The 26,287-nt window shown below is 65.2% G+C and carries 20 protein-coding genes and 1 tRNA gene; 16 read left to right on the plus strand and 5 right to left on the minus strand.

The window, feature by feature from the left end; translation table 11 throughout:
• The first annotated feature begins 66 nt into the window (after positions 1–66).
• From ACJASC_RS14240 to ACJASC_RS14265, 6 genes are all read left to right on the plus strand, one after another.
• Positions 67–1,104 carry a rod shape-determining protein gene (locus ACJASC_RS14240; RefSeq protein WP_021693743.1) on the plus strand — a complete coding sequence of 346 codons (1,038 nt, stop codon included), beginning with the start codon at positions 67–69 and terminating at the stop codon, positions 1,102–1,104.
• 74 nt (positions 1,105–1,178) lie between these two features.
• Positions 1,179–2,132, plus strand: coding sequence for a rod shape-determining protein MreC (gene mreC, locus ACJASC_RS14245; protein ID WP_415146592.1), 954 nt, complete (start codon positions 1,179–1,181; stop codon positions 2,130–2,132).
• Positions 2,125–2,658 (plus strand): hypothetical protein, encoded by a 534-nt coding sequence (locus ACJASC_RS14250; protein ID WP_045319878.1) that lies wholly within the window; start codon positions 2,125–2,127, stop codon positions 2,656–2,658. Before mreC ends, ACJASC_RS14250 begins: the two co-directional genes overlap by 8 nt.
• Positions 2,655–4,595 carry a penicillin-binding protein 2 gene (mrdA, locus tag ACJASC_RS14255; protein ID WP_415146593.1) on the plus strand — a complete coding sequence of 647 codons (1,941 nt, stop codon included), beginning with the start codon at positions 2,655–2,657 and terminating at the stop codon, positions 4,593–4,595. Before ACJASC_RS14250 ends, mrdA begins: the two co-directional genes overlap by 4 nt.
• Before the next feature lies 1 nt (position 4,596).
• On the plus strand, positions 4,597–5,736 hold the full coding sequence (gene rodA / locus ACJASC_RS14260) for a rod shape-determining protein RodA (RefSeq protein ID WP_021693738.1): 1,140 nt from the start codon (positions 4,597–4,599) through the stop codon (positions 5,734–5,736).
• Positions 5,717–6,664, plus strand: coding sequence for a 2-hydroxyacid dehydrogenase (locus tag ACJASC_RS14265; protein ID WP_415146594.1), 948 nt, complete (start codon positions 5,717–5,719; stop codon positions 6,662–6,664). The genes rodA and ACJASC_RS14265 overlap by 20 nt, the downstream gene beginning before the upstream one ends.
• A gap of 55 nt (positions 6,665–6,719) precedes the next feature.
• Here ACJASC_RS14265 and ACJASC_RS14270 read toward each other — a convergent pair whose 3' ends face one another.
• Positions 6,720–7,499: an SseB family protein gene (locus tag ACJASC_RS14270; protein WP_415146595.1), complete on the minus strand. Its 780-nt coding sequence runs from the start codon at positions 7,497–7,499 to the stop codon at positions 6,720–6,722.
• Between the two features lie 3 nt (positions 7,500–7,502).
• Positions 7,503–8,090 (minus strand): uracil-DNA glycosylase family protein, encoded by a 588-nt coding sequence (locus ACJASC_RS14275; protein WP_045319877.1) that lies wholly within the window; start codon positions 8,088–8,090, stop codon positions 7,503–7,505.
• A gap of 341 nt (positions 8,091–8,431) precedes the next feature.
• Between ACJASC_RS14275 and ACJASC_RS14280 the strand changes: the two genes are divergently transcribed.
• The 7 genes from ACJASC_RS14280 to ACJASC_RS14310 all read left to right on the plus strand — a co-directional run bounded on the left by ACJASC_RS14280 (position 8,432) and on the right by ACJASC_RS14310 (position 17,668).
• Positions 8,432–9,085, plus strand: coding sequence for an ABC transporter ATP-binding protein (locus ACJASC_RS14280; protein WP_415146596.1), 654 nt, complete (start codon positions 8,432–8,434; stop codon positions 9,083–9,085).
• Positions 9,069–10,820, plus strand: coding sequence for a capsule biosynthesis protein (locus ACJASC_RS14285; RefSeq protein ID WP_235047595.1), 1,752 nt, complete (start codon positions 9,069–9,071; stop codon positions 10,818–10,820). Before ACJASC_RS14280 ends, ACJASC_RS14285 begins: the two co-directional genes overlap by 17 nt.
• A gap of 77 nt (positions 10,821–10,897) precedes the next feature.
• Complete coding sequence (gene kdsA / locus ACJASC_RS14290) at positions 10,898–11,731, plus strand: 3-deoxy-8-phosphooctulonate synthase (RefSeq protein WP_021693733.1); 834 nt, start codon at positions 10,898–10,900, stop codon at positions 11,729–11,731.
• A 141-nt stretch (positions 11,732–11,872) separates the two neighbouring features.
• Positions 11,873–11,947 (plus strand) — tRNA-Gln (locus tag ACJASC_RS14295).
• A gap of 74 nt (positions 11,948–12,021) precedes the next feature.
• Positions 12,022–14,028, plus strand: coding sequence for a DUF6538 domain-containing protein (locus tag ACJASC_RS14300; protein WP_415146597.1), 2,007 nt, complete (start codon positions 12,022–12,024; stop codon positions 14,026–14,028).
• A gap of 489 nt (positions 14,029–14,517) precedes the next feature.
• A complete protein-coding gene (locus ACJASC_RS14305; RefSeq protein WP_415146598.1) occupies positions 14,518–16,338 on the plus strand; it encodes a DUF262 domain-containing protein in 1,821 nt (606 codons plus the stop codon).
• A gap of 442 nt (positions 16,339–16,780) precedes the next feature.
• Complete coding sequence (locus ACJASC_RS14310) at positions 16,781–17,668, plus strand: NAD-dependent epimerase/dehydratase family protein (protein WP_415146599.1); 888 nt, start codon at positions 16,781–16,783, stop codon at positions 17,666–17,668.
• A 101-nt stretch (positions 17,669–17,769) separates the two neighbouring features.
• Here the strand turns inward: ACJASC_RS14310 and pyk are convergent, their stop codons facing one another.
• From pyk to ACJASC_RS14325, 3 genes are read right to left on the minus strand one after another with little or no spacing between them, the layout of a single operon-like run.
• Positions 17,770–19,182, minus strand: a complete 1,413-nt coding sequence (gene pyk / locus ACJASC_RS14315) for a pyruvate kinase (RefSeq protein WP_415146600.1) — start codon at positions 19,180–19,182, stop codon at positions 17,770–17,772.
• 30 nt (positions 19,183–19,212) lie between these two features.
• A complete protein-coding gene (locus ACJASC_RS14320; RefSeq protein WP_415146601.1) occupies positions 19,213–20,475 on the minus strand; it encodes a glycerate kinase type-2 family protein in 1,263 nt (420 codons plus the stop codon).
• Between the two features lies 1 nt (position 20,476).
• On the minus strand, positions 20,477–21,550 hold the full coding sequence (locus tag ACJASC_RS14325) for a tartrate dehydrogenase (protein WP_415146602.1): 1,074 nt from the start codon (positions 21,548–21,550) through the stop codon (positions 20,477–20,479).
• A 168-nt stretch (positions 21,551–21,718) separates the two neighbouring features.
• Here ACJASC_RS14325 and ACJASC_RS14330 point away from each other — a divergent pair, with 168 nt between their 5' ends.
• The 3 genes from ACJASC_RS14330 (at position 21,719) to ACJASC_RS14340 (ending at position 26,004) form a co-directional block, all read left to right on the plus strand.
• Complete coding sequence (locus ACJASC_RS14330; protein WP_415146603.1) at positions 21,719–22,636, plus strand: LysR family transcriptional regulator; 918 nt, start codon at positions 21,719–21,721, stop codon at positions 22,634–22,636.
• Between the two features lie 122 nt (positions 22,637–22,758).
• Positions 22,759–23,727, plus strand: a complete 969-nt coding sequence (locus tag ACJASC_RS14335) for a TAXI family TRAP transporter solute-binding subunit (RefSeq protein ID WP_415146604.1) — start codon at positions 22,759–22,761, stop codon at positions 23,725–23,727.
• Positions 23,728–23,805: 78 nt separating this feature from the next.
• Positions 23,806–26,004 (plus strand): TRAP transporter permease, encoded by a 2,199-nt coding sequence (locus tag ACJASC_RS14340; RefSeq protein WP_415146605.1) that lies wholly within the window; start codon positions 23,806–23,808, stop codon positions 26,002–26,004.
• Positions 26,005–26,287: the final 283 nt, after the last annotated feature.

The following is a 26,287-nucleotide window of genomic DNA, read 5'->3' on the forward strand; positions in this document are numbered from 1 at the left end:
CGCGAAGCCCGCAGGCGTTTCGGAGTCGCGGGGCATCACAGCACTGGGAACGGGATAGATCACGCCATGTTCGGATTGGGCAGCTTGTTTTCGTCTGACATGGCGATCGACCTAGGGACGGCGAACACGCTGGTCTACGTCAAGGGACGTGGCATCGTGCTCTCGGAGCCCTCGGTGGTGGCGTATCATGTCAAGGACGGGGTGAAGAAGGTTCTCGCCGTGGGCGAGGACGCCAAGCTGATGCTTGGCCGGACCCCCGGCTCGATCCAGGCGATCCGGCCGATGCGCGAAGGCGTCATCGCCGATTTCGACGTCGCCGAGGAGATGATCAAGTATTTCATCCGCAAGGTGCACAAGCGCACGACCTTCTCGAAGCCCAAGATCATCGTCTGTGTGCCGCATGGCGCGACCCCGGTGGAGAAGCGCGCGATCCGACAGTCGGTGCTTTCGGCCGGCGCGCGGCGCGCGGGGCTGATCGCGGAACCCATCGCGGCGGCGATCGGATCGGGCATGCCGATCACCGATCCGACCGGCAACATGGTCGTCGACATCGGCGGCGGCACCACCGAGGTGGCGGTGCTGTCGCTTGGCGACATCGTCTATGCCCGCTCGGTGCGCGTCGGTGGCGACCGGATGGACGAGGCGATCGTCAGCTACCTGCGCCGCCAGCACAATCTTCTGGTGGGCGAGGCCACGGCCGAGCGGATCAAGACCCAGATCGGCACCGCCCGCATGCCCGATGACGGGCGCGGCCAGTCGATGCAGATCCGCGGCCGCGATCTTCTGAACGGCGTGCCCAAGGAGACCGAAATCTCCCAAGCGCAGATCGCCGAGGCACTGGCCGAGCCGGTGCAGCAGATCTGCGAGGCGGTGATGACCGCGCTCGAGGCGACGCCCCCCGATCTCGCCGCCGACATCGTCGATCGCGGCGTGATGCTGACCGGTGGCGGCGCGCTTCTGGGCCAGCTCGACCTCGCGCTGCGCGAGCAGACCGGCCTCGCCATCTCGGTCGCCGACGAGTCACTCAACTGTGTGGCCTTGGGCACCGGCAAGGCGCTGGAATACGAAAAACAGCTGCGTCATGTGATAGACTACGACAGCTGATCGCGGCGCCCCCGAGGGGCGTCCTGCCCCATCCGCGGGGGCGACATGCCAAATCACGAGGGGGTGCGCGCTCCTTGGCGAAACCACGACACAGCGGCGAGGATTTTGCCCGCCCGATCCGCAGGTTGCTGGTCGGGCTGCTGATGCTTGCGCTGATCGCGCTGTTCGCGGTGTGGCGCATCGATAGCCCCCGCGTCGAGCGGATGCGCGCCGAAGTGATCGACCGGGTGCTGCCCTCCTTCGACTGGGCGCTGGCCCCGGTCACCGGCCTTTTCACTATGGCCTCCAATTTCCAGAGCTACGCGCATCTGCACGAGCAGAACCAGCAGCTCCGGCGCGAGCTTCAGCAGATGCGCGCGTGGCGCGAGGCGGCGCTGCAGCTCGAGCAGGAGAACGCCAAGCTTCTCGATCTCAACAATGTGCGGCTCGACCCGCGGCTGACCTACATCACCGGCGTGGTGATGGCCGATAGCGGTTCGCCCTTCCGGCAATCGGTGCTGCTCAATGTCGGCGCGCGCGACGGCGTGCTCGACGGCTGGCCCGCAATGGACGGGATCGGCCTCGTGGGCCGGATTTCGGGCGTGGGCCGCGCCACCAGCCGGGTCTTGCTGCTCACCGACACCTCGTCGCGCATCCCGGTGACGATCCAGCCCTCGGGACAGCGCGCGATCCTCGCGGGCGACAACACGGTCTATCCGCCGATCGATTTCCTCGAAAACCCCGACCTTGTGCGCCCCGGCGACCGGGTCGTGTCGTCGGGCGATGGCGGCATGTTCCCCGCCGACCTGCTGGTGGGTCAGGTGACGATGGGGGCCGACGGGCGTCTGCGCATCCGGCTTGCCGCCGATTACGAAAGGCTCGAATTCCTGCGGGTGCTGCGCAGCCATCAGGCCGAGACGCTCGACGAGACCGGCCGCCTGATCGTGCCCGAGCCACGGGAGATCTTCGGTCCGCCCGCCCCTGCCCCCGAAAGCCTCGGGCAGGTGCAGGACGGCCCCGAGGCCGGCGCGGAGACCCCCGATGGCTAACCCGCGCCCCACGAGGCTCTGGCTGGGCCGACTGGGCGTCGCGGCCCTGGCGCTCGTGCTCATCATCGCCCGGCTGCTGCCGCTCGACACGCTGCCGCCGCGTTGGGCGGGGCCGGACCTGCTGCTGGCGGTGCTGCTGTTGTGGACGCTGCGGCGGCCGCGCCTGCTGCCGGTCTGGCTGGTCGCGGGGATCGTGCTTCTGGCCGATTTCCTGTTCCAGCGTCCGCCGGGGCTGGTCGCGGCTCTGACCGTGTTCGCCACCGAGATGCTGCGCCGCAGGCACCTGCGGCTGCGCGCCGGCGGCTTTCCCACCGAATGGCTCGCGGCGAGCCTCGCGGTGGCGGGCATCCTCGCGGCCGCGCAGGCGGTGATGCTGATCGCCGTGATCCCGACCCCGCCCGCCGCACTGGTGGCGAGCCAGGCTCTCGCGACCGCGCTGGCCTATCCGATCGTCGCTTTCGCCGCGCGCTGGCTTCTGGGCGTCGCGCGCAACCCGACCGACAGCCGCCGGAGGATCTCGGCATGAAACGCCCGCCCAAGGAAACCGCCGAAAGCGCCCGCCGCATCGGACGGCGCAGCCTCGTCATCGGCGCCTCGCAGCTGGCCATGGTCGGCGTGCTGGGCTGGCGGATGCGCTCCATGCAGGTCGAGGAAGGCGAGATCTACCGCACGCTTGCCGAAGAGAACCGCATCAACATGCGGCTGATCCCCCCCTCGCGCGGGCTGATTTTCGACCGCAACGGCGCGCCGCTCGCGGTGAACGAACAGAACTACCGCATCGTCATCACGCGCGAGGATGCGGGCGACGTGGACGACACGCTCGACCGGCTGGCGCGGCTGATCTCGCTGCCCGAGGGCGCGGTCGAAAGCGCCAAGGCCGAGATGCAGCGCCGCCCCGGCTTCGTCCCCGTCACCGTGGCCGAGCGTGTGCCGTGGGACGACGTGGCCAAGGTCACGGTCAACACCCCCGCCCTGCCGGGCATCACCGCCGAGGTCGGCCTGTCGCGGCATTATCCGCGCGGCTCGGACACGGCGCATGTGGTGGGCTATGTCGGCCCGGTCTCGGATTACGACCTGTCGAAGATGGAGGACCCCGATCCGCTGATGCAGATCCCGCGTTTCCAGATCGGCAAAACCGGGGTCGAGGCCAAGTTCGAGGAGGAGCTGCGTGGCTCGGCCGGCACCAAGCGGATCGAGGTCAACGCCACCGGCCGGGTGATGCGCGAGCTCGACCGCGAGGAAGGCAAGTCGGGCGCCGACATGCAGCTTACCCTCGACAGCAGGCTGCAAAGCTACACCGAGGCCCGTCTCGAAGGCGAAAGCGCCTCCGTCGTGGTGATCGATCTCGAGACCGGCGACCTGCGCGCCGTGGCCTCGGCGCCGACCTTCGATCCGAACCTCTTCGTGCGCGGCATCTCGGGGCCGGACTGGCGCGGGCTCAACGAGAACAAATACCGCCCGCTCTCGGCCAAGACCGTGCAGGGGGCCTATCCGCCCGGCTCCACCTTCAAGATGGTGGTGGCGATGGCGGCGCTGGAATCGGGGCTCGTCGGGCCCGAAGACACCGAATACTGCCCCGGCTTTACCGAGGTCGGCGGCTCGCGCTTCCACTGCTGGAAGCGCGGCGGCCATGGCAATGTCAACATGCACCGCTCCCTGCAGGAGAGCTGCGACGTCTATTACTACGAGATCAGCCAGAAGATCGGCATCGACCGCATCGCCGAGATGGCGCGCCGCCTCGGGGTCGGCGTGCCGCTCGACGTGCCGATGTCGGCGGTGAGCGAAGGCGTGGCCCCCGACACCAAGTGGAAGCGCGACCGCTATGGCGAGGCCTGGCGCATCGGCGACACGGTCAACGCCTCGATCGGTCAGGGCTACGTGCTGGCGACGCCGCTGCAACTCGCGGTGATGTCGGCGCGGCTCGCCACCGGACGCGACGTGAGGCCGCGCCTCGTGCATTCGATCGGCGGCGTGGTCCAGCCCTCCGGTGCGGGCGAGCCCATGGGCCTCAACGAGAACTACCTGCGCCGGGTACGCGCGGCGATGAACGACGTGTCGAACGCCGCGCGCGGCACCGGTTACGGCGCGCGGATCGTGGCCGAGGGCATGCAGATGGCAGGCAAGTCCGGCACCAGTCAGGTGCGCCGCATCACCGCCGACGAGCGCGCGCGCGGCGTCACCTCGAACGCCGACCTCCCATGGGAACGGCGCGACCATGCGCTCTGGGTCAACTTCGCCCCCTATGAGAACCCGCGCTTCGCGGTGTCGGTGGTGGTCGAACATGGCGGCGGCGGCTCCTCGGTCGCGGCCCCGATCGCACGCGACGTGACGCTGCAGGCGCTCTATGACGGGGCGCCGCCGCTCGAGGCGTATCCGTCGAACCTGCGCGACACGATCGCCGAGCAGCAAAAGCGGATCGAGAACCATGTCGCGCGCGGCATGACCTCCTCCGACAGGGCCTGAGATGAGCTACCTCGAAGCGAACGCGAAATTCGTCCCCAGCGGCTTTCGCAAGCTGCTCTACCTCAACTGGCCGGTGGTGCTTTTGCTCGCCGCCGTCTCGGGCTTCGGCTTTCTGATGCTCTACTCGGTGGCGGGCGGTTCGGCTACGCCGTGGATGGAGCCGCAGATGAAGCGCTTCGGCGTCGGCATGGTGGCGATGATCGTCGTCGCCATGGTGCCGATCTGGTTCTGGCGCAACATGGCGCTTCTGGCCTATGGCGTCTCGCTGGCGCTGCTGGTCGCGGTCGACATGTTCGGCGAAGTCGGCATGGGCGCGCAACGCTGGATCGACCTCGGGCCGATCCGCCTGCAGCCTTCGGAGCTGATGAAGGTCAGCCTCGTGATGCTTTTGGCAGCCTATTACGACTGGCTGCCGCTGAGACGCGTGTCGCATATCTTCTGGGTGCTGCTGCCGGTGGTGTTCATCTCGATCCCGACGCTGCTGACGCTGTCGCAGCCCGATCTCGGCACGGCGCTGCTCTTGCTGATCGGGGGTGCCACGGTGATGTTCGCCGCCGGGGTGCATTGGGCCTATTTCGCGACCGTGATCGCCGCCGGGGTGGGTGCGATCTATGCGGTCTTCGTGTCACGTGGAACAACTTGGCAGTTACTCAAGGATTACCAGTACCGCCGCATCGACACCTTTCTCGATCCGTCGAACGACCCGCTTGGCGCGGGCTACCACATCACACAGGCCAAGATCGCTTTGGGATCAGGCGGCTGGACCGGGCGCGGCTTCATGCAAGGCACGCAATCGCGGCTCAACTTCCTTCCCGAGAAGCACACCGACTTCATTTTTACGACGCTGGCCGAAGAGTTCGGCTTTGTCGGGGCCTCGACGCTGCTGGCTCTCTATGCGCTGATCATCTTTTTCTGCGTGGTCTCGGCAGTGAACAACCGCGACCGCTTCGCCTCTCTGGTCACGCTCGGGATCACCATGACCTTCTTCCTGTTCTTTGCGGTGAACATGTCGATGGTGATGGGCCTCGCCCCCGTGGTCGGCGTGCCGCTGCCCTTGGTGAGCTATGGCGGCTCGGCGATGCTGGTGCTGCTGCTGGCCTTCGGGCTGGTGCAGAGCGCGCATGTTCACAAGCCGAGGTGAGATGAAGATCCTGTTCTCCGCGCCCGAGAAGGATTGGGCCGATTACCGGGACGTGCTGCCTGCCGCCCTGTCCGAGGCGGGGATCGCGGCGGATCTGGTGCGCGAGGCCGCCCCGGGGACCGTCGATTACATCATCTATGCGCCGAACGACACGCTGCGCGATTTTACGCCCTATACCCGCACCCGCGCCGTGCTCAGCCTCTGGGCCGGGGTGGAACGTATCGTCGGCAACGCGACGCTGACCCAGCCGCTGACGCGGATGGTCGATGCGGGACTGGAGCGTGGCATGGTCGAATACGTGACCGGTCACGTGCTGCGCCATCACCTCGGGCTGGACGCGCATGTGACGAACCTTGCGCGCGACTGGCACCCCGCGCCGCCGCCGCTCGCCGCCGACCGGCCCGTCACGATGCTCGGCCTCGGCGCGCTGGGACGGGCCTGTGCAGAGGCGCTGGCGGGTCTGGGGTTCCCGGTGACCGGGTGGAGCCGGACGGCCAAGGCGATCGACGGCATCCGCTGCCTTTCGGGAGAGGAGGGGCTGGCCGAGGCGCTGCGCGGGGCACAGATTGTCGTGGCACTGCTGCCGCTGACGCCACGGACCGAGAACCTGCTCGACGCCGACCGTCTCGCCCTGCCCGCCCGGGGGGCGGCGCTCATCAATCCGGGTCGCGGGGCGCTGGTCGATGATGACGCGCTACTCTCGGCGCTCGATGCGGGCCGGATCGGTCATGCCACGCTCGACGTGTTCCGGACCGAGCCGCTGCCCCGCGATCACCCCTATTGGGCCCATGCGCGCGTCACCGTGACGCCGCATGTCGCCTCGGCCACGCGGCCCGCCACGGCGGCGCGGGTGATCGCCGAGAACATTCGGCGGTCGGAGGCGGGCGAGCCGCTCTTGCATCTCGTGGACCGGGCGCGCGGGTATTGAAACCGGGCCCGCGTGGCGGCGGGTCGTTTCGTGAATTGTAAGAGTGAGGGGGCCGTCAGTGCAGACGCGGCGGTTTCCCGGGGTCCATGCCGGGGGCCTTGGGGCCGGGCGCCACATGCGGCTGCGGCAGCTTGAGACGCAGGCCGACGCGGGCGATGCGGCGCGCGGTCTCGCTGTCCGAGGCGAGGAAGGTCACGTCGAGCGCGCCCTCCTCCAACCCCGAAAAGGTCAGCGCCTCGCCCACCGCGACGGCCAAACCGCGCTCGGCCACCGGGGCGGGGTCGAGAAAGGCCAGAAGCGGCGCCTCGCGCCCATCGGCGTATTCGACCCGAACCAGCCATGCCTCGCGGGCAAGACCGCGCGCGGAGGCCAGCTTTTCGTCGAGGGCGGCAAGTAGGTTTTCGGGGAAATCCCTGGGCGGGTTCACCGCGACGGGGCGGTCGGCGGCCTCCTGCGGCGCATGGGTCAGCGTTTCGGCCAGCCAGGTCAGCGCCTCGGGCGGCAGCAGCCGCGCCGAAGGCGCGATGCGCGGGTTGAGCGCGAGGCCCAAGCCCTGCGCGCCGAGGATTTGCGCCAGCGCCCGGCCCGGCACGGCGGCGTGGAAAGCGGCGGCACCGGCATATTCCGACAGCCGCTCTTCGCGATCGAAAGCCACGGCGTAGCTCTGGCCCGCCTCTTCGATGGTCTCGAGGGTGACGCTCTCGTCATCGGCCTCATCGGCGAGCAGCAGGTACAGCTCGGCATCCGCGAGACGCCCGTAATAGCGCAGCCGCGCCGCGTCGTCATCGGAGGCAGCGTCCATGGCCGCCGAGGCCACGTCGAGACCGGTTTCCATGGGCTAGTCCTCCATCACCTCGCGCACACGGGCCTTCAGGGCGGGAAGCACCTCCTCGCCGAACCACGGGTTGCGTTTGAGCCATGCGGTATTGCGCCACGAGGGGTGAGGCAAGGGAAACACGTCGGGCGCATGGTCGCGCCAAGCACGCACTCGTTCGGTAACGCCGGGACCGCGCCCCAGATGCCAGTTCATTGCCGCCCCGCCAATCAGCACCGTGAGACGTATGTCGCTCAGCTGCGACAGCACACGGTCGCGCCAGACCCGCGCGCAGACGGGGGGCGGCGGCAGGTCGGAGCCTTTGGCGTCGTAGCCGGGAAAGCAGAAGGCCATCGGTACGATGGCAACCCGAGACCGGTCGTAGAACGTTTTTTCGTCGAGGCCGAGCCAATCGCGCAGCCGAGTGCCGGAGCGATCCCAAAACGGCGTGCCCGCTTCGTGCACGCGCAGGCCCGGCGCCTGACTCGCGATCAGCAGGCGGGCTCCGGGGCGGAACCAGACCACCGGGCGCGGGCTATGCCGCGTCGCGGTGGCGGCGAAACGGTCGGCGCAGAGGCGGCAGGCGGACAGGTCGGCGCGAAGCTCTTCCATCACCGGCGACCCCTGCTGCTCCGGGTTCGACGCGGCAACCGGGATCAACCCCGGCGACGACCGCCCAGAAGCTTGCGGCCCAGCTTGTAGAGAGCGAAGTACTTGACGAACTTGCGCATGATGTTGTCCTTCCCGAGGTTGTCTTTCCTCACCAACGCGCAAACCGGGCCGAAGGTCCTTGGACGAAAGCGCCGTCAGGTCAGGATTGGGAAACATTCCACCGCCGTGCTAGGAATTCTGGCGTCCTTTTGCCACAAACCCCGACTAGAACGGATAGCGGGCCGACCCGATCCGGCGTCAGGGGGTTGGAGCGCAACGAGGAAAACCAAGGCGGAGCGCGGATGCTTGAGTTCGATCAGGTCAGCAAGTCCTTCTGGACCGGCACGCGGCGCAAGGTCATCCTCGACCGCGCCTCGTTCCGGGTCGAGCTGGGCCGTTCGCTGGGCATCCTCGCACCCAACGGCACCGGCAAGACGACACTGATCAACATGATGGCCGGGCTGGAAAAGCCCGACGAGGGCCGGATCGCCCGCGGCTGTCGGATCTCGTTCCCGCTGGGCTTCATGGGCGGCGTCGTGCCGCGCCACACCGCGCGCGAGAACGCGCGCTACATCGCGCGGCTCTACGGGCTCGATCCCGACTACGTGGAGGCCTTCTGCCGCTGGCTCTGCGGCATCGAGGAATATTTCGACCGGGCGGTCGGCACCTATAGTCAGGGCATGCGGGCGCGCTTCACCTTCTCGTTGATGCTGGCGCTTGATTTCGACATCTACCTGATCGACGAAGGCATGCCGCAGACCACGGATGCGGAATTCAACCGAAAGGCGGGCGAGATCCTGCGCGAGCGGCTCGAAACCACGACGGTGATCATCGTCTCGCATCAGCCGCAGACGCTGGAGCGGTTCGCCCGGCAGGCGGCGGTGCTGCGGCATGGCAAGCTGCATATGTTCGACAGCCTCGAGGAGGCGCGGGAGCTTTATGACTATCACTCCTAAAGTGACCCGCTACCGGCTGCGCCCCAAGGCCCCGCTGGCACCACGCCTGCCCGATCCGGCGCAGGCCGAGGCCATTCCCGAGGCCGCCCCGCGCGAACCGCGATCCGCCGACGCCGCCATGTCGATGCGCGTGACGCAGCAGCGCCTACCGCGTCCCGACGCAACCGAGCCCGACAGCCTCGCCGAAGGAGAGGCCGTCGCCCGCGACGCCTCGAACGCCCCGCCCGAGGCCCGGCCCTATCCCGCACCGCCGCCAACCGCGCAAGGCGCGCAGGACGCCCCCGCCGGCACGCAGGAGATCGACCGCATCCGCCGCGAGGGGCTGACCGGGCGGCAGCTGCGCATGGCGCGCCGCGTGGCGCAGAAGCATGGGCTTGAGGTGGCGTCGGATTTCGACGCGGTGCGCCAGCTGCGCGCGCTCGACATCGATCCATTCCAGCGCTCGAACATCATCGAACTCGTGGTGCCCGCGCAGGAGGAAGAAGAGCGGCAACTCGTCGCGCCCGAGCCGCGCGTGCAGCTGCCCTCGACCGTGTTCGATGGCGACCGGAAACTGCCCTCGACCGAGAAGATCGACCCGGCCGAGCGGCGCGGCTCCGAGATCCGCACCATCCAGCGCGACCTCGCCCGCCGCCGCCGTCGCCGGATGGCGCTGCTCGGGCTGCGCCTGATGCTGTTCGTGGTGCTGCCCACGGTGCTGGCGGGCTACTATTTCTTCGCCGTGGCGACGCCGATGTACGCCACCCGGTCGGAATTCGTGATCCAGCAGGCCGAACCGCAGAGCGGCGCGGGATTGGGCGGGCTGTTTCAAGGCACCTCGATGGCGACCCAGCAGGACAGCATCACGGTGCAATCCTACCTCACTTCGCGCGCCGCCATGGTCCGGCTCGACGAGGAGGAGGGATTCAAGGCGGTGTTCTCGGACCCGGCGATCGACCCGCTGCAGCGGCTGGCCGAACCCGCGACCAACGAGGCGGCCTACGCGATCTATCAAGACCATGTGAAGATCTCCTATGATCCGACCGAGGGAATCGTGAAGATGGAGGTCATCGCCCCCGACCCCGCGACCTCGCAGCGGTTTTCCGAAGCGCTTCTGAGCTATGCCGAGGATCAGGTCGACCAACTCACCGCGCGGTTGCGCAACGACCAGATGCAAGGTGCGCGCGACAGCTACGAGGCGGCCGAAACGCGCCGGGCCGAGGCGCTCGCCAATTGGCTGCGCATCCAGCAGGAGGTGCAGCAGATCGACCCGGTGGGCGAGACGGCGGCGCGCACCAGCCAGATCTCGGCGCTCGAAAGCCAGCGCCAGCAGCTCCAGCTCGAACTGCAGACCCGGCTCGCGGTGCGCCGCCCCAACGAGGCGCAGGTGAACTCGATCCGAAGCCAGATCACCGGCATCGAAGCGCTGATTTCGGATCTGCGACGCGAGATGACCGAGGCCTCGGAGGCGGGCTCGTCGCTCGCCGCGCGCAACACCGAACTGCGCCTCGCCGAAGAGGATTACGGCTTTCAGACGCTTCTGGTGCAGCAGGCGCTGCAGCAGATGGAGGCGGCGCAGATCGAGGCCAACCGGCAGGTGCGCTATCTCTCGCTCGGTGTGGAACCGGTGGCCCCCGACGAGGCCACCTATCCCAAGGCGCTTGAGAACACGGCGCTGGCCTTCCTAATCTTCGCGGGCATCTACCTGATGCTGTCGATCACCGTCTCGATCCTGCGCGAGCAGGTTTCAAGCTGAGGCGCGGGCGGCGCGTGACGCCGCCCGCCGCGCAGGCTAGACCGGGGCCTGTCAGCACCCCGAAAGGCCCCTGCCCCATGATCGACGTCTCCATCGGCTCACTCACGGTCGGCAACGACCGCCCTCTCACCCTGATCGCCGGGCCCTGCCAGCTCGAATCCTCGGACCACGCGCAGATGATCGCGGGCCGGATGGCCGAGGCCTGCGCGGCCCATGGCGCGCAATTCGTGTTCAAGGGCAGCTACGACAAGGCCAACCGCACCTCGCTCTCGGGCAAGCGCGGCCTCGGGATGGAAGCCGGGCTTCGCGTGCTCGAGGACGTGAAGCGCGCCATCGGCTGCCCGGTCCTCACCGACATCCACGGGGCGGACCACTGTGCGCCCGTGGCCGAGGTGGCCGACATCCTGCAGATCCCGGCCTTCCTGTGTCGCCAGACCGACCTGCTTCTGGCCGCGGGCGAGACGGGGGCCGTGATCAACGTCAAGAAGGGCCAGTTCCTCGCCCCGTGGGACATGGCCAACGTCGCCGAAAAGGTGGCCTCGACCGGCAACCACCGCATCCTGCTCACCGAGCGCGGCGTCTCCTTCGGCTACAACACGCTGGTGGCAGACATGCGCTCATTGCCGACGATGATGAAGACGGGCTACCCGGTGGTGATGGACGCGACCCACTCGGTGCAGCAGCCCGGCGGCCTGGGCGGTGCATCGGGTGGCCAGCGCGAATTCGCCCCCGTGATGGCACGCGCCGCCGTCAGCCTGGGCATCGCGGCGGTGTTTATCGAGACGCACGAGACCCCCGACACCGCCCCCTCGGACGGCCCCAACATGGTGCCCCTGTCGCAGATGCCCAAGCTTGTCGAGACGCTGATAGGCTTCGATCGCCTCGCCAAGGCCGACCCGATCCGCGTCTGATCTTCTCCCGCGGCGGGCCGGCCTCGCGCCCGGCCCGCCTGCCCCGAAAATTTGGCCCAATTGCCCTTGCGGAAGATGAAAAAACCTTGAATTCAGATCTTGAACCCCCCGAGTGACAAGGTTAGACAGCGCCACACCTGCTGGGGTGTAGCCAAGTGGTAAGGCATCGGTTTTTGGTACCGTGTATCGTAGGTTCGAATCCTACCACCCCAGCCAGGTTTTTCCCAAGTCATTGATATTGTTGATGCCCCTGAACATGACTGGGGCGTGTCACACAGAGCTGTCACACCATGGTGCAGCACTGGATGACGGGGATCTCGGACCGCCTGCTCTCGATGGAGGGCGGCATGACCGCAATGAACCATGTCTTCCGAAGAGGCGCCGTCTATACGTGGCGCCGCCGGCTGCCTCGCACGCTGGTCAGGCGTGGAGCGCCTGTTGTGATGCAGTTGAGCTTACAAACCTGTGGATTACCGGCCGCTAGGCGTCTCGCCGCTATTGTGACAGCGCAGAGCGAAGCTGTATTTTGGGCCATGGAACACGAAAACCTTTCCCCCGAAGAGGCCCGGCATTTGCTGGAGCATAGCTTGCGCGACGCGCAGGCTCAGATTGCAAAGCAAGAGCTTCTCGCTCTCGCAGATGGCGCGCCGAACGCGGTCGAGGCGGAACGGCGGGCCGATCTCGTATCGGGACATGCGCATAGGCTGATGGCGACACGTGGCCAGTCAGCACGCCTCAGCGAACAGGACCGGCAGTCGCTTGCGCGGGAGGGACTGAGCGAGGAGGAATGCAGCTCCATCGCTGCCCATATGGACGTTCTTAGGGACGCGTGTTTTTCTCGATCATGGGCGGGCCTGATCGGTCGGAAGACCTCCGAGGCCATTGGCCGACGGAACCTGTCAGCCCTCGATCTGGTCACTGCCCGCCAGATCATTCTCAAGGGGCGCGCTGCGGCTTACCTCGAAAGCGCAGCCTCGAACGCTTCCGACGACATCAGCCCCGAGATCACTCTCGCTGCTGAAATCAGGAGGGAGGCCATGACCGCGGCCTATGCCCCTCCTAGCGCGGATCCTGCGATGGATCGCGGTACCCACCCATTTCCGGTCCAGCCCGCAGCAGGTAACGAGGCTTGCACGACTAAGCGCTCGGACATTGCATTTACGACCACGGAAACCAAGGAAGACATGCCCTCCGATGACCTCGAATACGATAGTCGGATCGACGCAGTCTGTGCTCGTTTGGTCGATGACAAAAGTCGTGACGGCGTCGACGAGAAGTTTCAAACGCAGATCATGACCGCAGCACGGATCCTGCAGCAGATCACAGGGATCAGCGATGTCCGAAACCTGACTCACAGGCATTGCGCGCGCTTCAGGGACTCCCACCATAAGCTTCCCAAAAGCTGGGGGAAAAGCCCGAAGGATCGTGACCTCACGGTGCCGCAGATCATTGAGGCTGCAGCGCACCTACCTGCCGAGAAAAGAGGTTTGAGCGCTGCAACCATCAACCGAAATCTTGGCCTGCTGAAACAGTTGCTCGATAGAGCAGAAAGTGACGGCATTCCTGTCAGCTCAACCATCAAGCTCGACAAGCTGCGCGTGCGGTCCCACCGTCGGGCCCGGGACGACCGGAAGCCGTTTAGTATTAGTGAGGTTCGCAAGGTTTTCGAGCATCCTGTCTGGACGGGCTGCCACGGATTCACCCGCCGCCTGCGCCCTGGCGAGAAAATCATCAAGGACGGCTTGTTCTGGGTTCCTCTCATTGCTGTGTATACCGGCGCCCGGCGCGCGGAGATTGCAGGCCTCGCGATCGAGGATCTCCGTCAGGACGAGAATGGCCTTTGGTTCTTCGATATCCGCTTTTCGAACCTCCGGCGCCTCAAGAACGAGGCCTCGATCCGTAAGGTACCGGTTCACAGTCACCTCATCGAGCTTGGCTTGATCGAGCACCTGAACGCCCAAAAAAAGTCAAAACTTGCAGAGCTATTCCCTGACATGCGGCCGAAGCATACCAAGGGTACCTATGGCGATCGGCTCGACCGGAACTGGAGAATGATCGTGACGCAACAGCTCGGGAACGATGAGAACGACAATTCGCCCGAACAGGTTTTCCACTCTCTTCGCCACTATGTGGTCAACCAGCTCAAGCGGGATCCAGAACTCAAGGCAGGGTACGAAAAAGACATCATCGGGCACGCGGGACGAGACGAGACCGAGGAGCGCTATGGGGATACGTTGCCCATCAGCATCCTCAAACCCGCCATCGAACGCCTTCCACGAGTATTCGCGCTCGACTGACAGCACTGAGATCCACGTATTTGCCCACATTCGATCGAACTTGCCTAGTTCGGTAGCAAGAAGTTGTACCTACGACCCGGACCGACCGTTCGTGCTATGTGCAGCAAAGGACCGGAAGCAGCCTTCTCTCGACATTCGTGCTAAACGCAGCGAACTCCCAACCTTTCACCACGAAGGGCGGGAAGCGGTCATTCGCCGCAGTCCGGGCCAACGTCCGCGCAGCGGACTCTGCCTTACACCCGCGAGGTCGTCGAAGGTAAGCGCGCGCCTCGAACAATCACTAAAGCGCGGGATGACGGCAACACTGAGTAACCTACGGCGACGAGCAGGCGAGCCAGCGGCAGCTAAAACAAAGGAACGGCAGGTCAACTGTCGCTTGGCGGTCGAGAGCATCTTAGAAGGGCGAGAATACCTAAGGGCAACGCACTCTCGGGTTGTCGTGGACCCATGGGCTGGGGCAACCTGATGCCAGCCCAAAGGAGGATCGCGGTGCAGCCGGCATATATAGAGATATCACAGGTTTTCAGCCAAGATCAGCGATATACAGTTCCTCTCTTTCAAAGGCCCTACGTTTGGAACAGGGAGGACCAATGGGCACCTCTATGGGACGATGTTTTGGGGGTATTGAATCGCCTAAGAGCACGGCGTGACGATGGTATTGTAGCAAGCCATTTTTTAGGCACGATAGTCCTTGAACAAAAGCCAACACCTACCGGAAGTCTTCCGAAACGAGAAGTTATCGACGGCCAGCAGCGTCTCACCACGCTCCAGATCCTGCTGAAGGCGGTGGAACATGCGATCGACATATCTCTTGAAGCTTGCTCGGAGAATGATCGGAGATCGATTGAGCTTGCGAAACGTCAAATCTCTAAACTTACAGCAAACGATGCTATCGACGAAGAGGTATATAAAGTTTGGCCAACGAATGAGGATCGTGCGCCGTTTATTGCAGTCATGAACAGCCACGCTTCCAGTCAGCCTTGTGCGAGCAATGGCCGAATGGCTGAGGCCTACCGCTATTTTTACGATGCTGCAACAGATTTCATAAATACGGGCGAGCCTGCCGAGTCAGCACGCGTTCTATCGGAGGCTGTTAGGAACTATATGAGGCTCATTGTTCTCGATCTCGATCGGGGCGACGAACCTCAGGCAATCTTCGAAACACTTAATGCCCACGGGACACCACTTCTCCCTGCGGACCTCATAAAGAACTGGCTATTGTGGGAGGCCTCGAAGCAGAAGCTCGATGCGGCTGCACTATACGAAAGCTATTGGCGCCTGTTCGATCGCGATCACAGTTACTGGCGCGCCAAGGTGGGCACCGGCCACGCCGCTCGCGCTCGCGTTGACACGTTCTTGCAGAACTGGCTTTCCAAGGAAACCGGGGAGGCAGTTTCAGCTAAACATCTATACGATCTATTTTTGCGATATGCAGAAGGTAGTCATAGAAACAGCAATTACACAGTCGTGGTTTCGGACTTAATGTCCCTGATCCATGCCGATGCAAAGCGATTTGTAATAATTGATAAACCCAATGGAACGCGTCGATTCGAATTATTCCTGGAGCGCCTAAAGCGACTTGATATTGTTGTCTTTCATCCCCTATTGCTCGAAGTGATCGCTCGCACAGAAGAAGACCCTCAAGATGCTGATGAATTCGGCGCAATTCTTGAGAGCTATCTGGTTCGACGTTTTGTCTGCGGCGCTCAAACACGAAGCTATGGTAGCTTGGCGTTATCGATCTTGGGAGAGATCCGGGCGCAAACCGACCGGCGAACAAGTGACATCCTTCAGGACGTTTTGAAGTCGCTTACTGGCTCCGACGAATGGCCCTCCGACGTAGTCTTTCAGCGCAACTGGGTGTCTCGGCAATTCTATGGGTATTTTAAGCGCGACCGAGTCCTAATGCTCCTTCAGGCTCTTGAGCATAGATACCAAACCCAAAACGGCAAAGCCGAACCGCTAATGCATTTCGATTGGTTGCAGCTCCAGATTGAGCATATTTTACCCCGAGCCTGGGAGGTCCACTGGCCAGTTCCAGAAGGAATAAGTGCCGAAGAGCGCAAGGCCAATCTGCAGGGAATTGGAAATCTAACCTTGGTGAGTAAAAAGCTCAATCCAAGCTTGTCAAATGGACCGTGGTTACCTCTGAGTGAAAAGCAGCCCGGCAAACGGCGCGGCCTGCATGATCACACCATGCTAATGATTAACAGAAAGATCTTGGATGACTTCCAGGAGTGGGACGATACGTCAATAGCCAAGAGGGCTCACCAATTATTTGGCGACGCAAAAGCGATTTGGATGCGCTGACGTCAGTGTGCCCGCTCGCGCTTGAGCTTGCGTAAATAAGTCGGCAACGATAAGTATAAAGCTGTGCGAATTGGGTCGGGAACTCAACGTCGCCGCGTTCGGCATGATGGCCTGCTTGGCGGAGAAAGGAAGAGCGGCTCAGGCTTTTCGAATGCTGTGAAAGGGCTCGAAGCGGGCCTTGGACGCCGCCAAGACCAAGGACAACTCAGCGGACCTTCCCGCCGTTCGCTGCGAGCGCTCGATCGTCGCTTCGCCTGCGCAGGCCCCAGTCACGAAGGGCGGTGAGCGGCCGCTCGCTGCGCGCAACCCGAACGGCCGCTTCGGCGCCAGATCTGGCTTGTTTCTGATTTGCCTCGAAGTCGTCTCTCGAACGTCTCTGTGCGCTTGTTTCGTCGGGGTAGCTCTCTATTCTGCGCGCAGGTGCAACAGATAAGAGACTGGCATGCGGATCTTCTTTACGGGTGGCTCCGGCAAGGCCGGGCGCCATGTCATCCCCTACCTGCTCGAACGCGGGCATCGGGTGGTCAACGCCGACCGCGTGCCGCTCGACTTGCCTGGTGTCGATAATTTGCGCGTCGAGCTGACCGATAGCGGGCAGGTGTTCAACGCTCTGAGCGCGCTGGCCGGGCTCGACGAACTCGATCTCGCAACGGTGCCGCGCTACGATGCTATCGTGCATTTCGCTGCCCTGCCGCGCATCCTGATCGAGCCTGACTGCGAGACCTACCGCGTCAATGTCATGTCGACCTACAACGTGCTCGAAGCGGCGGCGAAGCTGGGCATTCCCAAGGTGATTTTCGCCTCCTCCGAGACAACATACGGGATCTGTTTCGCACAGGGCGATATGCGCCCGGACTACCTGCCGGTGGACGAGGAGCACCCCACCGTGCCGCAGGACAGCTATGCCATGTCCAAGGTCGCGAACGAGGCCGCCGCGCGCAGCTTCCAGGCGCGCACCGCCGCCGACGTCTACGGGCTGAGGATCAACAACGTCATCGAGCCGCACGAATACGCCCGCGACTTCCCGGCCTATCTCGATGATCCGGCGCTGCGACGGCGCAACATCTTCGCCTATATCGATGCCCGCGATCTCGGCCAGATGGTCGAGCGCTGCCTTCAGACCGACGGACTCGGCTACCAGGTGTTCAACGTCGCCAATCCGGACCTGTCGGTCGGCATCAGCAACGCGGAGGTGAGGCGCCGATTCTACCCGGACGTGCCCGTGAAGCGGGAGATGGCCGAGACCGAGACCTTCTACGCCATCGACAAGGCGCGCGAATTGCTGGGCTTTTCTCCCGAGCATGGCTGGCGGGATGAGTTGAACGCATAGCCGGCAGGTCTCGGTCGGGCGCGCTACCGCGCCCAAGACTTCGGCCCAGGGGCGCTACATCCTGCTCAGCAGCCGTCCCCTCTTTCGGCGGGGGGCGGGCTTCAGCGATAGCGAGCAACGCGGATGTTGTTGGTGCTACCTGTCTGGCCGAACGGCACACCTGCGAGAATGACACAGGTGTCGCCGGCTGCCACTTCGATGAGCCGGGCGCTTTCCTCGCGGGCCATGGAGTCCATGCTGTCATAGTTCAGCTCGGCCGTCTCGAGCACGGAACGCACGCCCCAAACCAGGGCCATCCTGCGTGAGACGCTGGTCTCCTTGGTAACGACGATAAGCGGCAGGGCCGGTCGGCGGGCAGCGACACGATGTGCCGTGGTGCCACTGACGGAATAGGCGACGAGGCACCGGGCGCGCAGCGCGCATGCCAGTTTTGCGCCTGCATCGGCTATAGACCCGGCCGCATCGAAGGGAGCTTCGCGCGAGGCCGCGATGCTGCGGCCATAAGCCTCATGCGCCTCGGTGCGCCGGATGATGCGATCCATGACTTCCACGGCCTCGACCGGAAACGCCCCCGTGGCGCTTTCGGCGGACAGCATCACCGCGTCGATGCCATCATAAATCGCCGTGGCGACATCGGACGCTTCGGCGCGGGTGGGCATCGGCGAAGCGGTCATCGACTCGAGCATCTGGGTGGCGACGATCACGGGCCGGCTCTCGCGGCGGCAGAGCGCGATGATTTCCTTCTGCCGCCCCGGCACGTCTTCGGGCGGAATCTCCACGCCAAGATCGCCGCGCGCGATCATGATGGCATCGGAGGAGCGCACAATAGCCTCGATCTCCGCCAAGGCCGAGGGCTTCTCGATCTTTGACGCCAGGCCTGCTTGTCCGGCGATAAGTTCGCGGATTTCGTCGAGATCCGATGCCCGCTGCACGAACGACAAGGCGACCCAGTCGACTCCATGGTCCAGGCCGAACTCGAGATCGGCGCGGTCTTTCTCCGTGAGAACGGGAAGTTCCAGCAGGGTGTCGGGCAGGTTGATGCCCTTGCGGTCGCTGACCTTGCCGCCCTCAAGCACCTCGGCCTCAATGCGCTCGGCATCAGCCGACACGACACGAAGCCGCACCCGACCGTCATCGATGAACAACCGATGACCCGGCGCGATGGCCGCGAAGACTTCCGCATGCGGCAGCGGTAGGGCAGTGATCGCTTCGGTGCTTTCAGTCAGCGTGAAGAAGACCCGTTCATGACGGTCGAGGACACGGCATCCCCCCGGCAGCCGGCCGAGCCGAATTTTCGGCCCCTGAAGATCCTGAAGGATGCCGATCGGCACGCCGACCTCGGTCTCGAGCGCGCGGATCGCGCGGATCACCGCGGCATGACTGGCATGGTCGCCGTGGCTGAAGTTGAGCCGAAACGTATCCACGCCCTTGTTGAACAGGTTGCGTAGCATGAAGGGCGCGGCCGAGGCCGGCCCGACGGTGGCAATGATCTTGGCGCGTCGGTTGCGAAGCATGGAGGGTCCTCGGGAAGCTCGGGGGCGGTCTCACAGCACAAGCACGGCCCGGAAATCATTGACGTTGGTCAGGGTCGGTCCGGTGCGGATCAGGGTGTCGATCCGGTCGAACAGGCTGTAGCTGTCATGCACCGCCAGCATCCGGCGCGGGTCGCAGTCGACCTCGCGGGCACGGCTTAGCGTGTCGGGACCTACCAGCGCACCGGCTGCGTCCTCGGTGCCGTCGATGCCGTCGGTGTCGCCGGCGAGTGCATGGACGCGAGGGTGACCTCTCAAGGTGCAGGTCAGCGCGAGAAGGAACTCGGTATTCCGACCGCCGCGACCCGGCGTGGCATCGCCGATGGTCACGGTGGTCTCGCCGCCCGAAAGCAGAACGGCGGGCGCAGGCAACGGGGCCCCATGCGCGGCCACGGCACGCGCGATGCCAGCCATGACGATGCCCAGCTCGCGCGCCTCACCCTCCAGAGCGTCGCCGAGAATCAGGGGCGTCACGCCAGCGGCACGGGCCGCCTCCGCCGCCGCTTCCAGAGACATCTGCGGTGCGGCGATCAGACGGAAATCCGGTGTCGTATCGGGCTGCGCGTCGCCCGGTGCCAGAAGCACCGCGCGCGCCGCCTCCGGCAGGTTTGGGCCGAGGCGTTCGACCAAGTGCGACAGGTCGTCGGTGGCGCTCGGGTCGGGCACGGTCGGCCCCGAAGCGATGGCGGCCGGGTCATCGCCTGGCACGTCCGAGATCGCCAGGGTGACCAGCCGCGCGCCATTCGCGGCCCGCAGCAGTCCACCGCCCTTGATCTGGTCGAGCCGCCGCCGCACCCGGTTCATGTCATCGATGGTCAGCCCAGAGCGCAGCAGCACCCGGTTGACGGCGATCAGATCGTCGAGCGTCAGGGGCTCGCGCGGCAGCGTCATCAGCGCCGATCCGCCGCCGGAGATCAGCGCCAGCACCAGATCATCGGGCCCGGCCGAGGCGACGGCGGCGAGGATCTCCTGCGCCGCAGCCTCTCCGGCGGCATCCGGCACCGGGTGAGATGCCTCGCGCACCGTGATGCGCTCGGTCGGCACCGCGTGGCCGTAGCGCGTGACCACGACGCCCGAGAGATCGACGTCGGGCCAGGCCACCTCGACGGCGCGCGCCATCGCCGCCGCCGACTTGCCCGCACCGACGACGACACAGCGCCCGGAGGGCTTCACCGGCAGGTGCCGCGCCAGCACCTCGGCCGGGTCGGCGGCTGCCACGGCGACGTCGAACAGCCGGCGCAGCAACGCGGGGGCGTCGTGGTCGCTCACGCCCATCTCAGATGTTCTCGCCGCGGATCGCGTCACAGACCGCGTCGGTCACCTGCTGCGTTGTCGCCTCGCCGCCGACATCCGGGGTCAGGATGCCATCGGCGCAGACCTTCTCCACCGCTCGCATCAGCCGGTCGGCGGCGTCTTTCTCGCCCAGATGCTCCAGCATCTGGCTCGCGGTCCAGAAGGTCGCGACCGGGTTGGCGATGCCCTTGCCGGTGATGTCGAAGGCCGAGCCGTGGATCGGCTCGAACATCGAAGGGTAGCGTTTCTCAGGGTCGATATTGCCGGTCGGCGCAACGCCGAGCGAGCCCGCGAGCGCACCGGCGAGATCCGACAGGATGTCGGCATGCAGGTTGGTGGCGACAATGGTGTCGAGGCTCTTGGGGTTCTTCACCATGCGCACCGTCATGGCGTCGACCAGCATCTTGTCCCATGTCACGTCCGGGAACTCCTTGGAGACCTCGGCCGCGATCTCGTCCCACATCACCATGCCGAAGCGCTGCGCGTTCGACTTGGTCACCACGGTCAGGAACTTGCGGGGCCGCGATTGCGCCAGCGCGAAGGCGTAACGCATGATCCGGGTCACGCCGACGCGGGTGAAGATCGAGACCTCGGTGCCGACTTCCTCTGGCAGGCCCTTGTGGGCGCGGCCGCCATGGCCGGAATATTCGCCTTCGGAGTTCTCGCGCACGATGACCCAATCGAGATCGCCCGCACCCACGCCCGCAAGCGGCGAAGTGATGCCGGGCAGGATCTTGGTGGGCCGCACGTTGGCATACTGGTCGAAGCCCTGGCAGATCGGCAGCCGCAGGCCCCAAAGCGTGATATGGTCGGGCACGTCGGGCGCGCCGACGGCGCCGAAGAAGATCGCGTCGAAAGCCCTGAGCTGGTCTGGGCCGTCCTCGGGCATCAGCGCGCCGGTCTTCTTGTAGCGTTCCGAACTCCAGTCGAACTCGGTGACTTCGAGCGCGAAGCCGCCGTCGCGCCGCGACAGCGCCTCGAGCGTCTGGAGCCCGGCGGCGATGACCTCCGGGCCGATGCCGTCTGCGGGAATGGATGCGATCTTATAGGTCTTCATGGGGCCTCCTCCGGGCGTCGCTGGCGCACCGGTCCGTGCCGCAAGCGATGTTGCGACGACGCCATGCCGGTGCTGTCGAGATCGACGTTACGAGCGGCGGGCTCGACCTCTCAACGCGCGGATGATTATATACTGATCTGGAACAATTTCCCTGGTATGGGCATCGGCATGGATATCTCTCACCTCAGGTGCTTCGTCGCGGCAGCGGATGCGCTGCATTTCGGCCGCGCCGCGCAATCTCTGGGTATGCTGCCGGCCTCGCTGGGCCGGCAGATCCGCATCCTCGAAGAGCAGCTCGACACCAAGCTGTTCTTGCGCACCACCCGTAGCGTGACCCTGACCGAGGCAGGCGCCGCGATCCTCGAGGACGTGCGCGAGATGATCGCCCAGGCCGAGTTGCTGGAGGAAAAGATCCGCCATATCCGTAAGACCGAGGCGCCGGTGCTGCGGGTCGGCGCGATCGACAGCGCCGCGGCCGGGCTGATGCCGCAGCTGCTGCGATACCTGCGCGAGGATCACCCCGACATCGAGGTGCAGCTGATCGAGCAGAAGACGATCCACCTGCTGCCGAAGCTGCTGAGCGGCAGCCTGGACATCGCTTTCTGCCGCCCGCCCGACACGCGCGATGCTCGGATCAACTTCCGCATCCTGTTCTTCGAGACGGCGGTGGTGGCCCTGCCGGTCAATCACCCGCTTGCTGAACGCGACGAGATCGCGGTGACCGATCTTGCGGATGCGCCGCTGATCGTGCCGGATCGTCGCTCACGACCGCATTCGCACGACCTGACGATCAAGCTGTTTATCGATGCCGGGCTGACCGCGCGCGTTGCGCAGGTGGCGGAAGAAAAGCACACCATCGTCAACCTCGTCGCGACCGGGACCGGTCTTGCGATCGTGCCGCGCTGGACCGCGCGGATCGCGGTTCCCGGCGTGCGCTTCGTGCGCCTCTCGATGCCGCAGGGCGCAAGCCGCTCGAAGCTCATCCTCGCCGCAGCATGGGCGCGCGGCACGCGGGACGCGCAGCGCGACGCGCTTTTGGAGGAGCTCGACCGGCATATGGAGGCGATCGAACAAAGCGCCCGATAATATCAGATGATAATATAATCTTCGGCGCGTATGCCGCGCCAAGCATTTCTTGCCATGGTGAGGATCACGGCATCGCGCCTTTCGGCGTGGTGCAGGAGGAGCACCAGGGAGGAATGAAAACCATGAAGATGACAACCTATGCCATTCTCGCCGCGAGCACGATTGCGGCCTTTCCAGCGAACGCGCAGGACCGCGCCGATTGGCCCGACAGCCTGAGTATCTCGACTGGATCGCAGGGCGGCACCTACTTCGTCTGGGGCTCTGGTCTCGGCTCGATGATCGGTGAGCGGCTCGGACTGCCTACCAGCGTCGAGATCACCGGTGGCCCGGTGCAGAACGTGGTGCTGGTCGAGACCGGCGAGACGCTGGTCGGTTTCAGCACCACCGGCCCCGCGCAGGAGGCCATGGCGGGCGAGAACGAGCTGATGCCCGGCATGGAAGCGGGCAACCTGCGCGCCCTCTTCCCAATGTATCAGACGCCGCTTCAGGCGGTCGTGCTGTCCTCTTCGGGCATCGACTCCATCGAGGATCTCGAAGGCAAGCGCGTCAATCTCGGGCCGGCCTCGGGCACTTCGGCCACCTATTGGCAGCGCTACTTCGACACCGCCGGGATCGACGTGAAGGCCAGCTTCGCGGGCGGCTCCGACGGTGCGGGCCAGCTCGCCGACGGGCTGATCGACGCCTTCGTCTATGCGGCCGGCCTGCCCACCAGCGCCTTCAGCGAACTGGCCATCCAGAACGACGTGACCTTCCTTCCGCTTTCGGAGGAGGACAAGGCGACCTTCAAGGAAGCGGCGCCCTCGATGCAGGACTTCACCATTCCCGCCGGCACCTATGAGGGGCAGGATGAGGACATCCCCTCGGTGTCGATGTGGAACTTCGCCATCGCGCATCAGGATCTGCCGGAAAGCCTCGCCTACGAGATCACCAAGCTCGCGCTCGAGGACAACGCGCGGATGAAGCAGCTCCACGCCTCGGCGGTCGAGACACTGGCCGAGAACTGGGACACGAACAACTTCATGCCGTTCCACCCTGGCGCGGTGCGCTACTACGAGGAAATCGGCATCACCATTCCCGAAGATCTGCGCTGAGCCTCCCCAGCGCGATGCGCCGCGGACGGGGTTCACCTCGTCCGCGGCACTGATTTCCCTTGGCAATCCGGTGATGCGATGACCCATTCTGATAGCAAGACGATCCCCTCATCGGAGGCCCTCGATGAGCTGACCAGCCCGGTGGTTGCCACGGCCGCCGTCGACGATGATCCGCCGGCAGGCAACCAGCGCGTCTTCGTTGGTCCGCGTCACTACCTCTTCGCCACCGCCTGCGCCGCCTATGCGGTGTTCCACCTGGCGGTGATGAACCTCTATCCTCTCGAAACCTGGACCTACCGCCTGCTGCATCTGGGCGGCGGGCTGGCACTTGGCTTCCTGCTCTACGGCGCCTATGGCGTCGTTCCCGATCAGGCGGCGTCCCGCCGCAGCATCGGCAACACGATCCTTCTGGCGCTGGCGGCGGCAGGCACGCTGTTCGGCGCTGCTGCGATCCTGGCGGTCTGGGGCAACTGGTGGTTTCTCGGCAATGCCGTGCCGCCGGGCTGGGCGGTGACGAGCTTCGGCATCCCGCTGACCCTCGGGACGACGGCTGCGATGCTGCATGGCTGGCTGTTCGAGGACCGGCGCATCGGCGCCTGGACGCTGGCCGACATTCTCCTCACCGTGGCAACGGCGGCGTCGATCGGCTATGTCATCTACTTCGCGCGCGCGCTCCAGATGCGGGCCGGCATGCCCATGGCCCAGCCAGGCGACATGTGGGCGGCCATCACTGGCGTGATCCTGATCCTCGAGGCGGTGCGGCGCATGGCCGGGATGGCGCTGGTGATCATCTCCGCCGTCTTCGTGGCCTATGCCTTCGCGGGGCCGTGGCTGCCGGGCATCCTGAACCACGGCGGCTACGAGCCGAAGCGGTTCTTCTCCTACATCTTCACCGACAACGGCATTCTCAGCGCGCCGATCGCGATCTCCTCGACCTACATCGTGCTTTTCGTGATCTTCGCGGCCTTCCTTCAGGCCACCCATGTGGGCGCCTACTTCGTCAACGTCGCCTTCGCCGCTGCGGGCCACAAACGCGGCGGTCCGGCCAAGGTGGCCGTCTTCGCCTCCGGCCTGATGGGGATGATCAACGGCACCTCGGCGGGCAACGTCGTCTCGACCGGCTCGCTCACCATTCCGCTGATGAAGAAGGTGGGCTACCGCAGCCAGACCTCCGCGGCGGTCGAGGCCGCGGCCTCTTCGGGCGGGCAGATCATGCCGCCGATCATGGGCGCGGGCGCCTTCATCATGGCCGAGATCACGGGCATTCCTTATACCGAGATCATCTGGGCCGCGCTGATCCCGGCCATCCTCTACTTTGCTTCCGTGTTCTTCATGGTCGACCTGATGGCGCAACGCTTCGCCATGGTGGGCCTGCCGCGCTCGGCGCTGCCCAAGCTCGGCGCGCTGTTGAAGCAGGCCTATCTCTTCGCGCCGATTGTGGTGCTGATCTGGGCGCTCTTTCTCGGCTACTCGGTGATCCGCTGCGGCACGCTGGCGATGATCACCGCCGCCGTGGTGTCCTGGCTCACGCCGAACCGCATGGGGCCGAAGCAGCTCTTTCACGCACTCGACATCGGCGCGCGCATGGTGCTCCAGCTCGTCGCGGTCTGCGCGGCGGCCGGAATCATCGTCGGGGTCATCGCGCTGACCGGCATCGGCACGCGCTTCTCAGCACTGCTCCTCGGAATCGCCGATCAATCGCAGCTTCTGGCGATGATGTTCTCGATGATTGTCGCGATCATCCTCGGCATGGGCATGCCCACCACCGCCGCCTACGCGGTGGCGGCCTCGGTCATTGCGCCGGGCCTCATCAACCTCGGGGTGGAGCCGCTGACCGCGCATTTCTTCATCTTCTACTTCGCGGTGATGTCGGCGATCACGCCGCCGGTGGCGCTCGCCGCCTATGCCGGCGCGGCGCTTGCACAGTCGGACCCGATGAAGACCAGCGTCGAAAGCTTCCGCATCGGGCTTGCGGCCTTCGTGGTGCCCTACATGTTCTTCTTCTCGGACGCGCTGCTGATGCAGGGCGGTTGGCTCGACACCATTCATGTGACGATCTCGGCGCTGTTCGGCATCTACCTGCTGTCGTCCGGGATCATCGGCTGGTTCTTCGGCCGGATCGGCTGGATGGCACGGGCACTGCTGATCTGCGGGGCGCTCGGAATGCTCGATGCCGGGCTGGTTACCGATCTCATCGGGCTGAGCATTGGTGGCGGGCTGTTCCTGTTCCAGCGCAACGTGCTGAAGCTCACGGACCTCGCCCACGGCAAGGATTGAAGACCTCGGCGCCGGCTGGTTCGGTCCTGCCGGCGCCTCTGGTTGTTCTGAATGGGTCCTTGGGGATTGCGCGGCCCGGTGCCGCAAGGCATGGAGGTCCGCTTTGCGAATGCCGCTCCGCGGCATTTGCGATCAGCCAAATGGCTGCTCTGGGCCGTGACCTGCTCCCCGCCGGTCCCTCGGTCATAACGAGAGTTTGCGGGTTTGAGATTGGTAGTTGGACTGGTCGTTTCGGGCAAGCGCGCCTGGCGTGGAGCCTTCAAATTGCTCAAGCGCCCGGCGC

It is taken from the genome of Limimaricola cinnabarinus (genome assembly GCF_047631075.1).
GTDB classification, from domain to species: Bacteria; Pseudomonadota; Alphaproteobacteria; order Rhodobacterales; family Rhodobacteraceae; genus Limimaricola; species Limimaricola cinnabarinus.

What these genes read in the sequence shown, in the direction of transcription:
- mrdA (WP_415146593.1), top strand. Translation starts at nt 2,655, where the DNA reads ATGAAACGCCCGCCCAAGGAAACCGCCGAAAGCGCCCGCCGCATCGGA.
- ACJASC_RS14250 (WP_045319878.1), top strand. Translation starts at nt 2,125, where the DNA reads ATGGCTAACCCGCGCCCCACGAGGCTCTGGCTGGGCCGACTGGGCGTC.
- ACJASC_RS14310 (WP_415146599.1), top strand. Translation starts at nt 16,781, where the DNA reads ATGCGGATCTTCTTTACGGGTGGCTCCGGCAAGGCCGGGCGCCATGTC.
- pyk (WP_415146600.1), bottom strand. Translation starts at nt 19,182, where the DNA reads ATGCTTCGCAACCGACGCGCCAAGATCATTGCCACCGTCGGGCCGGCC.
- ACJASC_RS14330 (WP_415146603.1), top strand. Translation starts at nt 21,719, where the DNA reads ATGGATATCTCTCACCTCAGGTGCTTCGTCGCGGCAGCGGATGCGCTG.
- ACJASC_RS14300 (WP_415146597.1), top strand. Translation starts at nt 12,022, where the DNA reads ATGGTGCAGCACTGGATGACGGGGATCTCGGACCGCCTGCTCTCGATG.
- rodA (WP_021693738.1), top strand. Translation starts at nt 4,597, where the DNA reads ATGAGCTACCTCGAAGCGAACGCGAAATTCGTCCCCAGCGGCTTTCGC.
- kdsA (WP_021693733.1), top strand. Translation starts at nt 10,898, where the DNA reads ATGATCGACGTCTCCATCGGCTCACTCACGGTCGGCAACGACCGCCCT.
- ACJASC_RS14320 (WP_415146601.1), bottom strand. Translation starts at nt 20,475, where the DNA reads ATGGGCGTGAGCGACCACGACGCCCCCGCGTTGCTGCGCCGGCTGTTC.
- ACJASC_RS14280 (WP_415146596.1), top strand. Translation starts at nt 8,432, where the DNA reads ATGCTTGAGTTCGATCAGGTCAGCAAGTCCTTCTGGACCGGCACGCGG.
- ACJASC_RS14340 (WP_415146605.1), top strand. Translation starts at nt 23,806, where the DNA reads ATGACCCATTCTGATAGCAAGACGATCCCCTCATCGGAGGCCCTCGAT.
- ACJASC_RS14270 (WP_415146595.1), bottom strand. Translation starts at nt 7,499, where the DNA reads ATGGAAACCGGTCTCGACGTGGCCTCGGCGGCCATGGACGCTGCCTCC.
- ACJASC_RS14265 (WP_415146594.1), top strand. Translation starts at nt 5,717, where the DNA reads ATGTTCACAAGCCGAGGTGAGATGAAGATCCTGTTCTCCGCGCCCGAG.
- ACJASC_RS14275 (WP_045319877.1), bottom strand. Translation starts at nt 8,090, where the DNA reads ATGGAAGAGCTTCGCGCCGACCTGTCCGCCTGCCGCCTCTGCGCCGAC.
- ACJASC_RS14335 (WP_415146604.1), top strand. Translation starts at nt 22,759, where the DNA reads ATGAAGATGACAACCTATGCCATTCTCGCCGCGAGCACGATTGCGGCC.
- ACJASC_RS14285 (WP_235047595.1), top strand. Translation starts at nt 9,069, where the DNA reads ATGACTATCACTCCTAAAGTGACCCGCTACCGGCTGCGCCCCAAGGCC.
- ACJASC_RS14240 (WP_021693743.1), top strand. Translation starts at nt 67, where the DNA reads ATGTTCGGATTGGGCAGCTTGTTTTCGTCTGACATGGCGATCGACCTA.
- ACJASC_RS14325 (WP_415146602.1), bottom strand. Translation starts at nt 21,550, where the DNA reads ATGAAGACCTATAAGATCGCATCCATTCCCGCAGACGGCATCGGCCCG.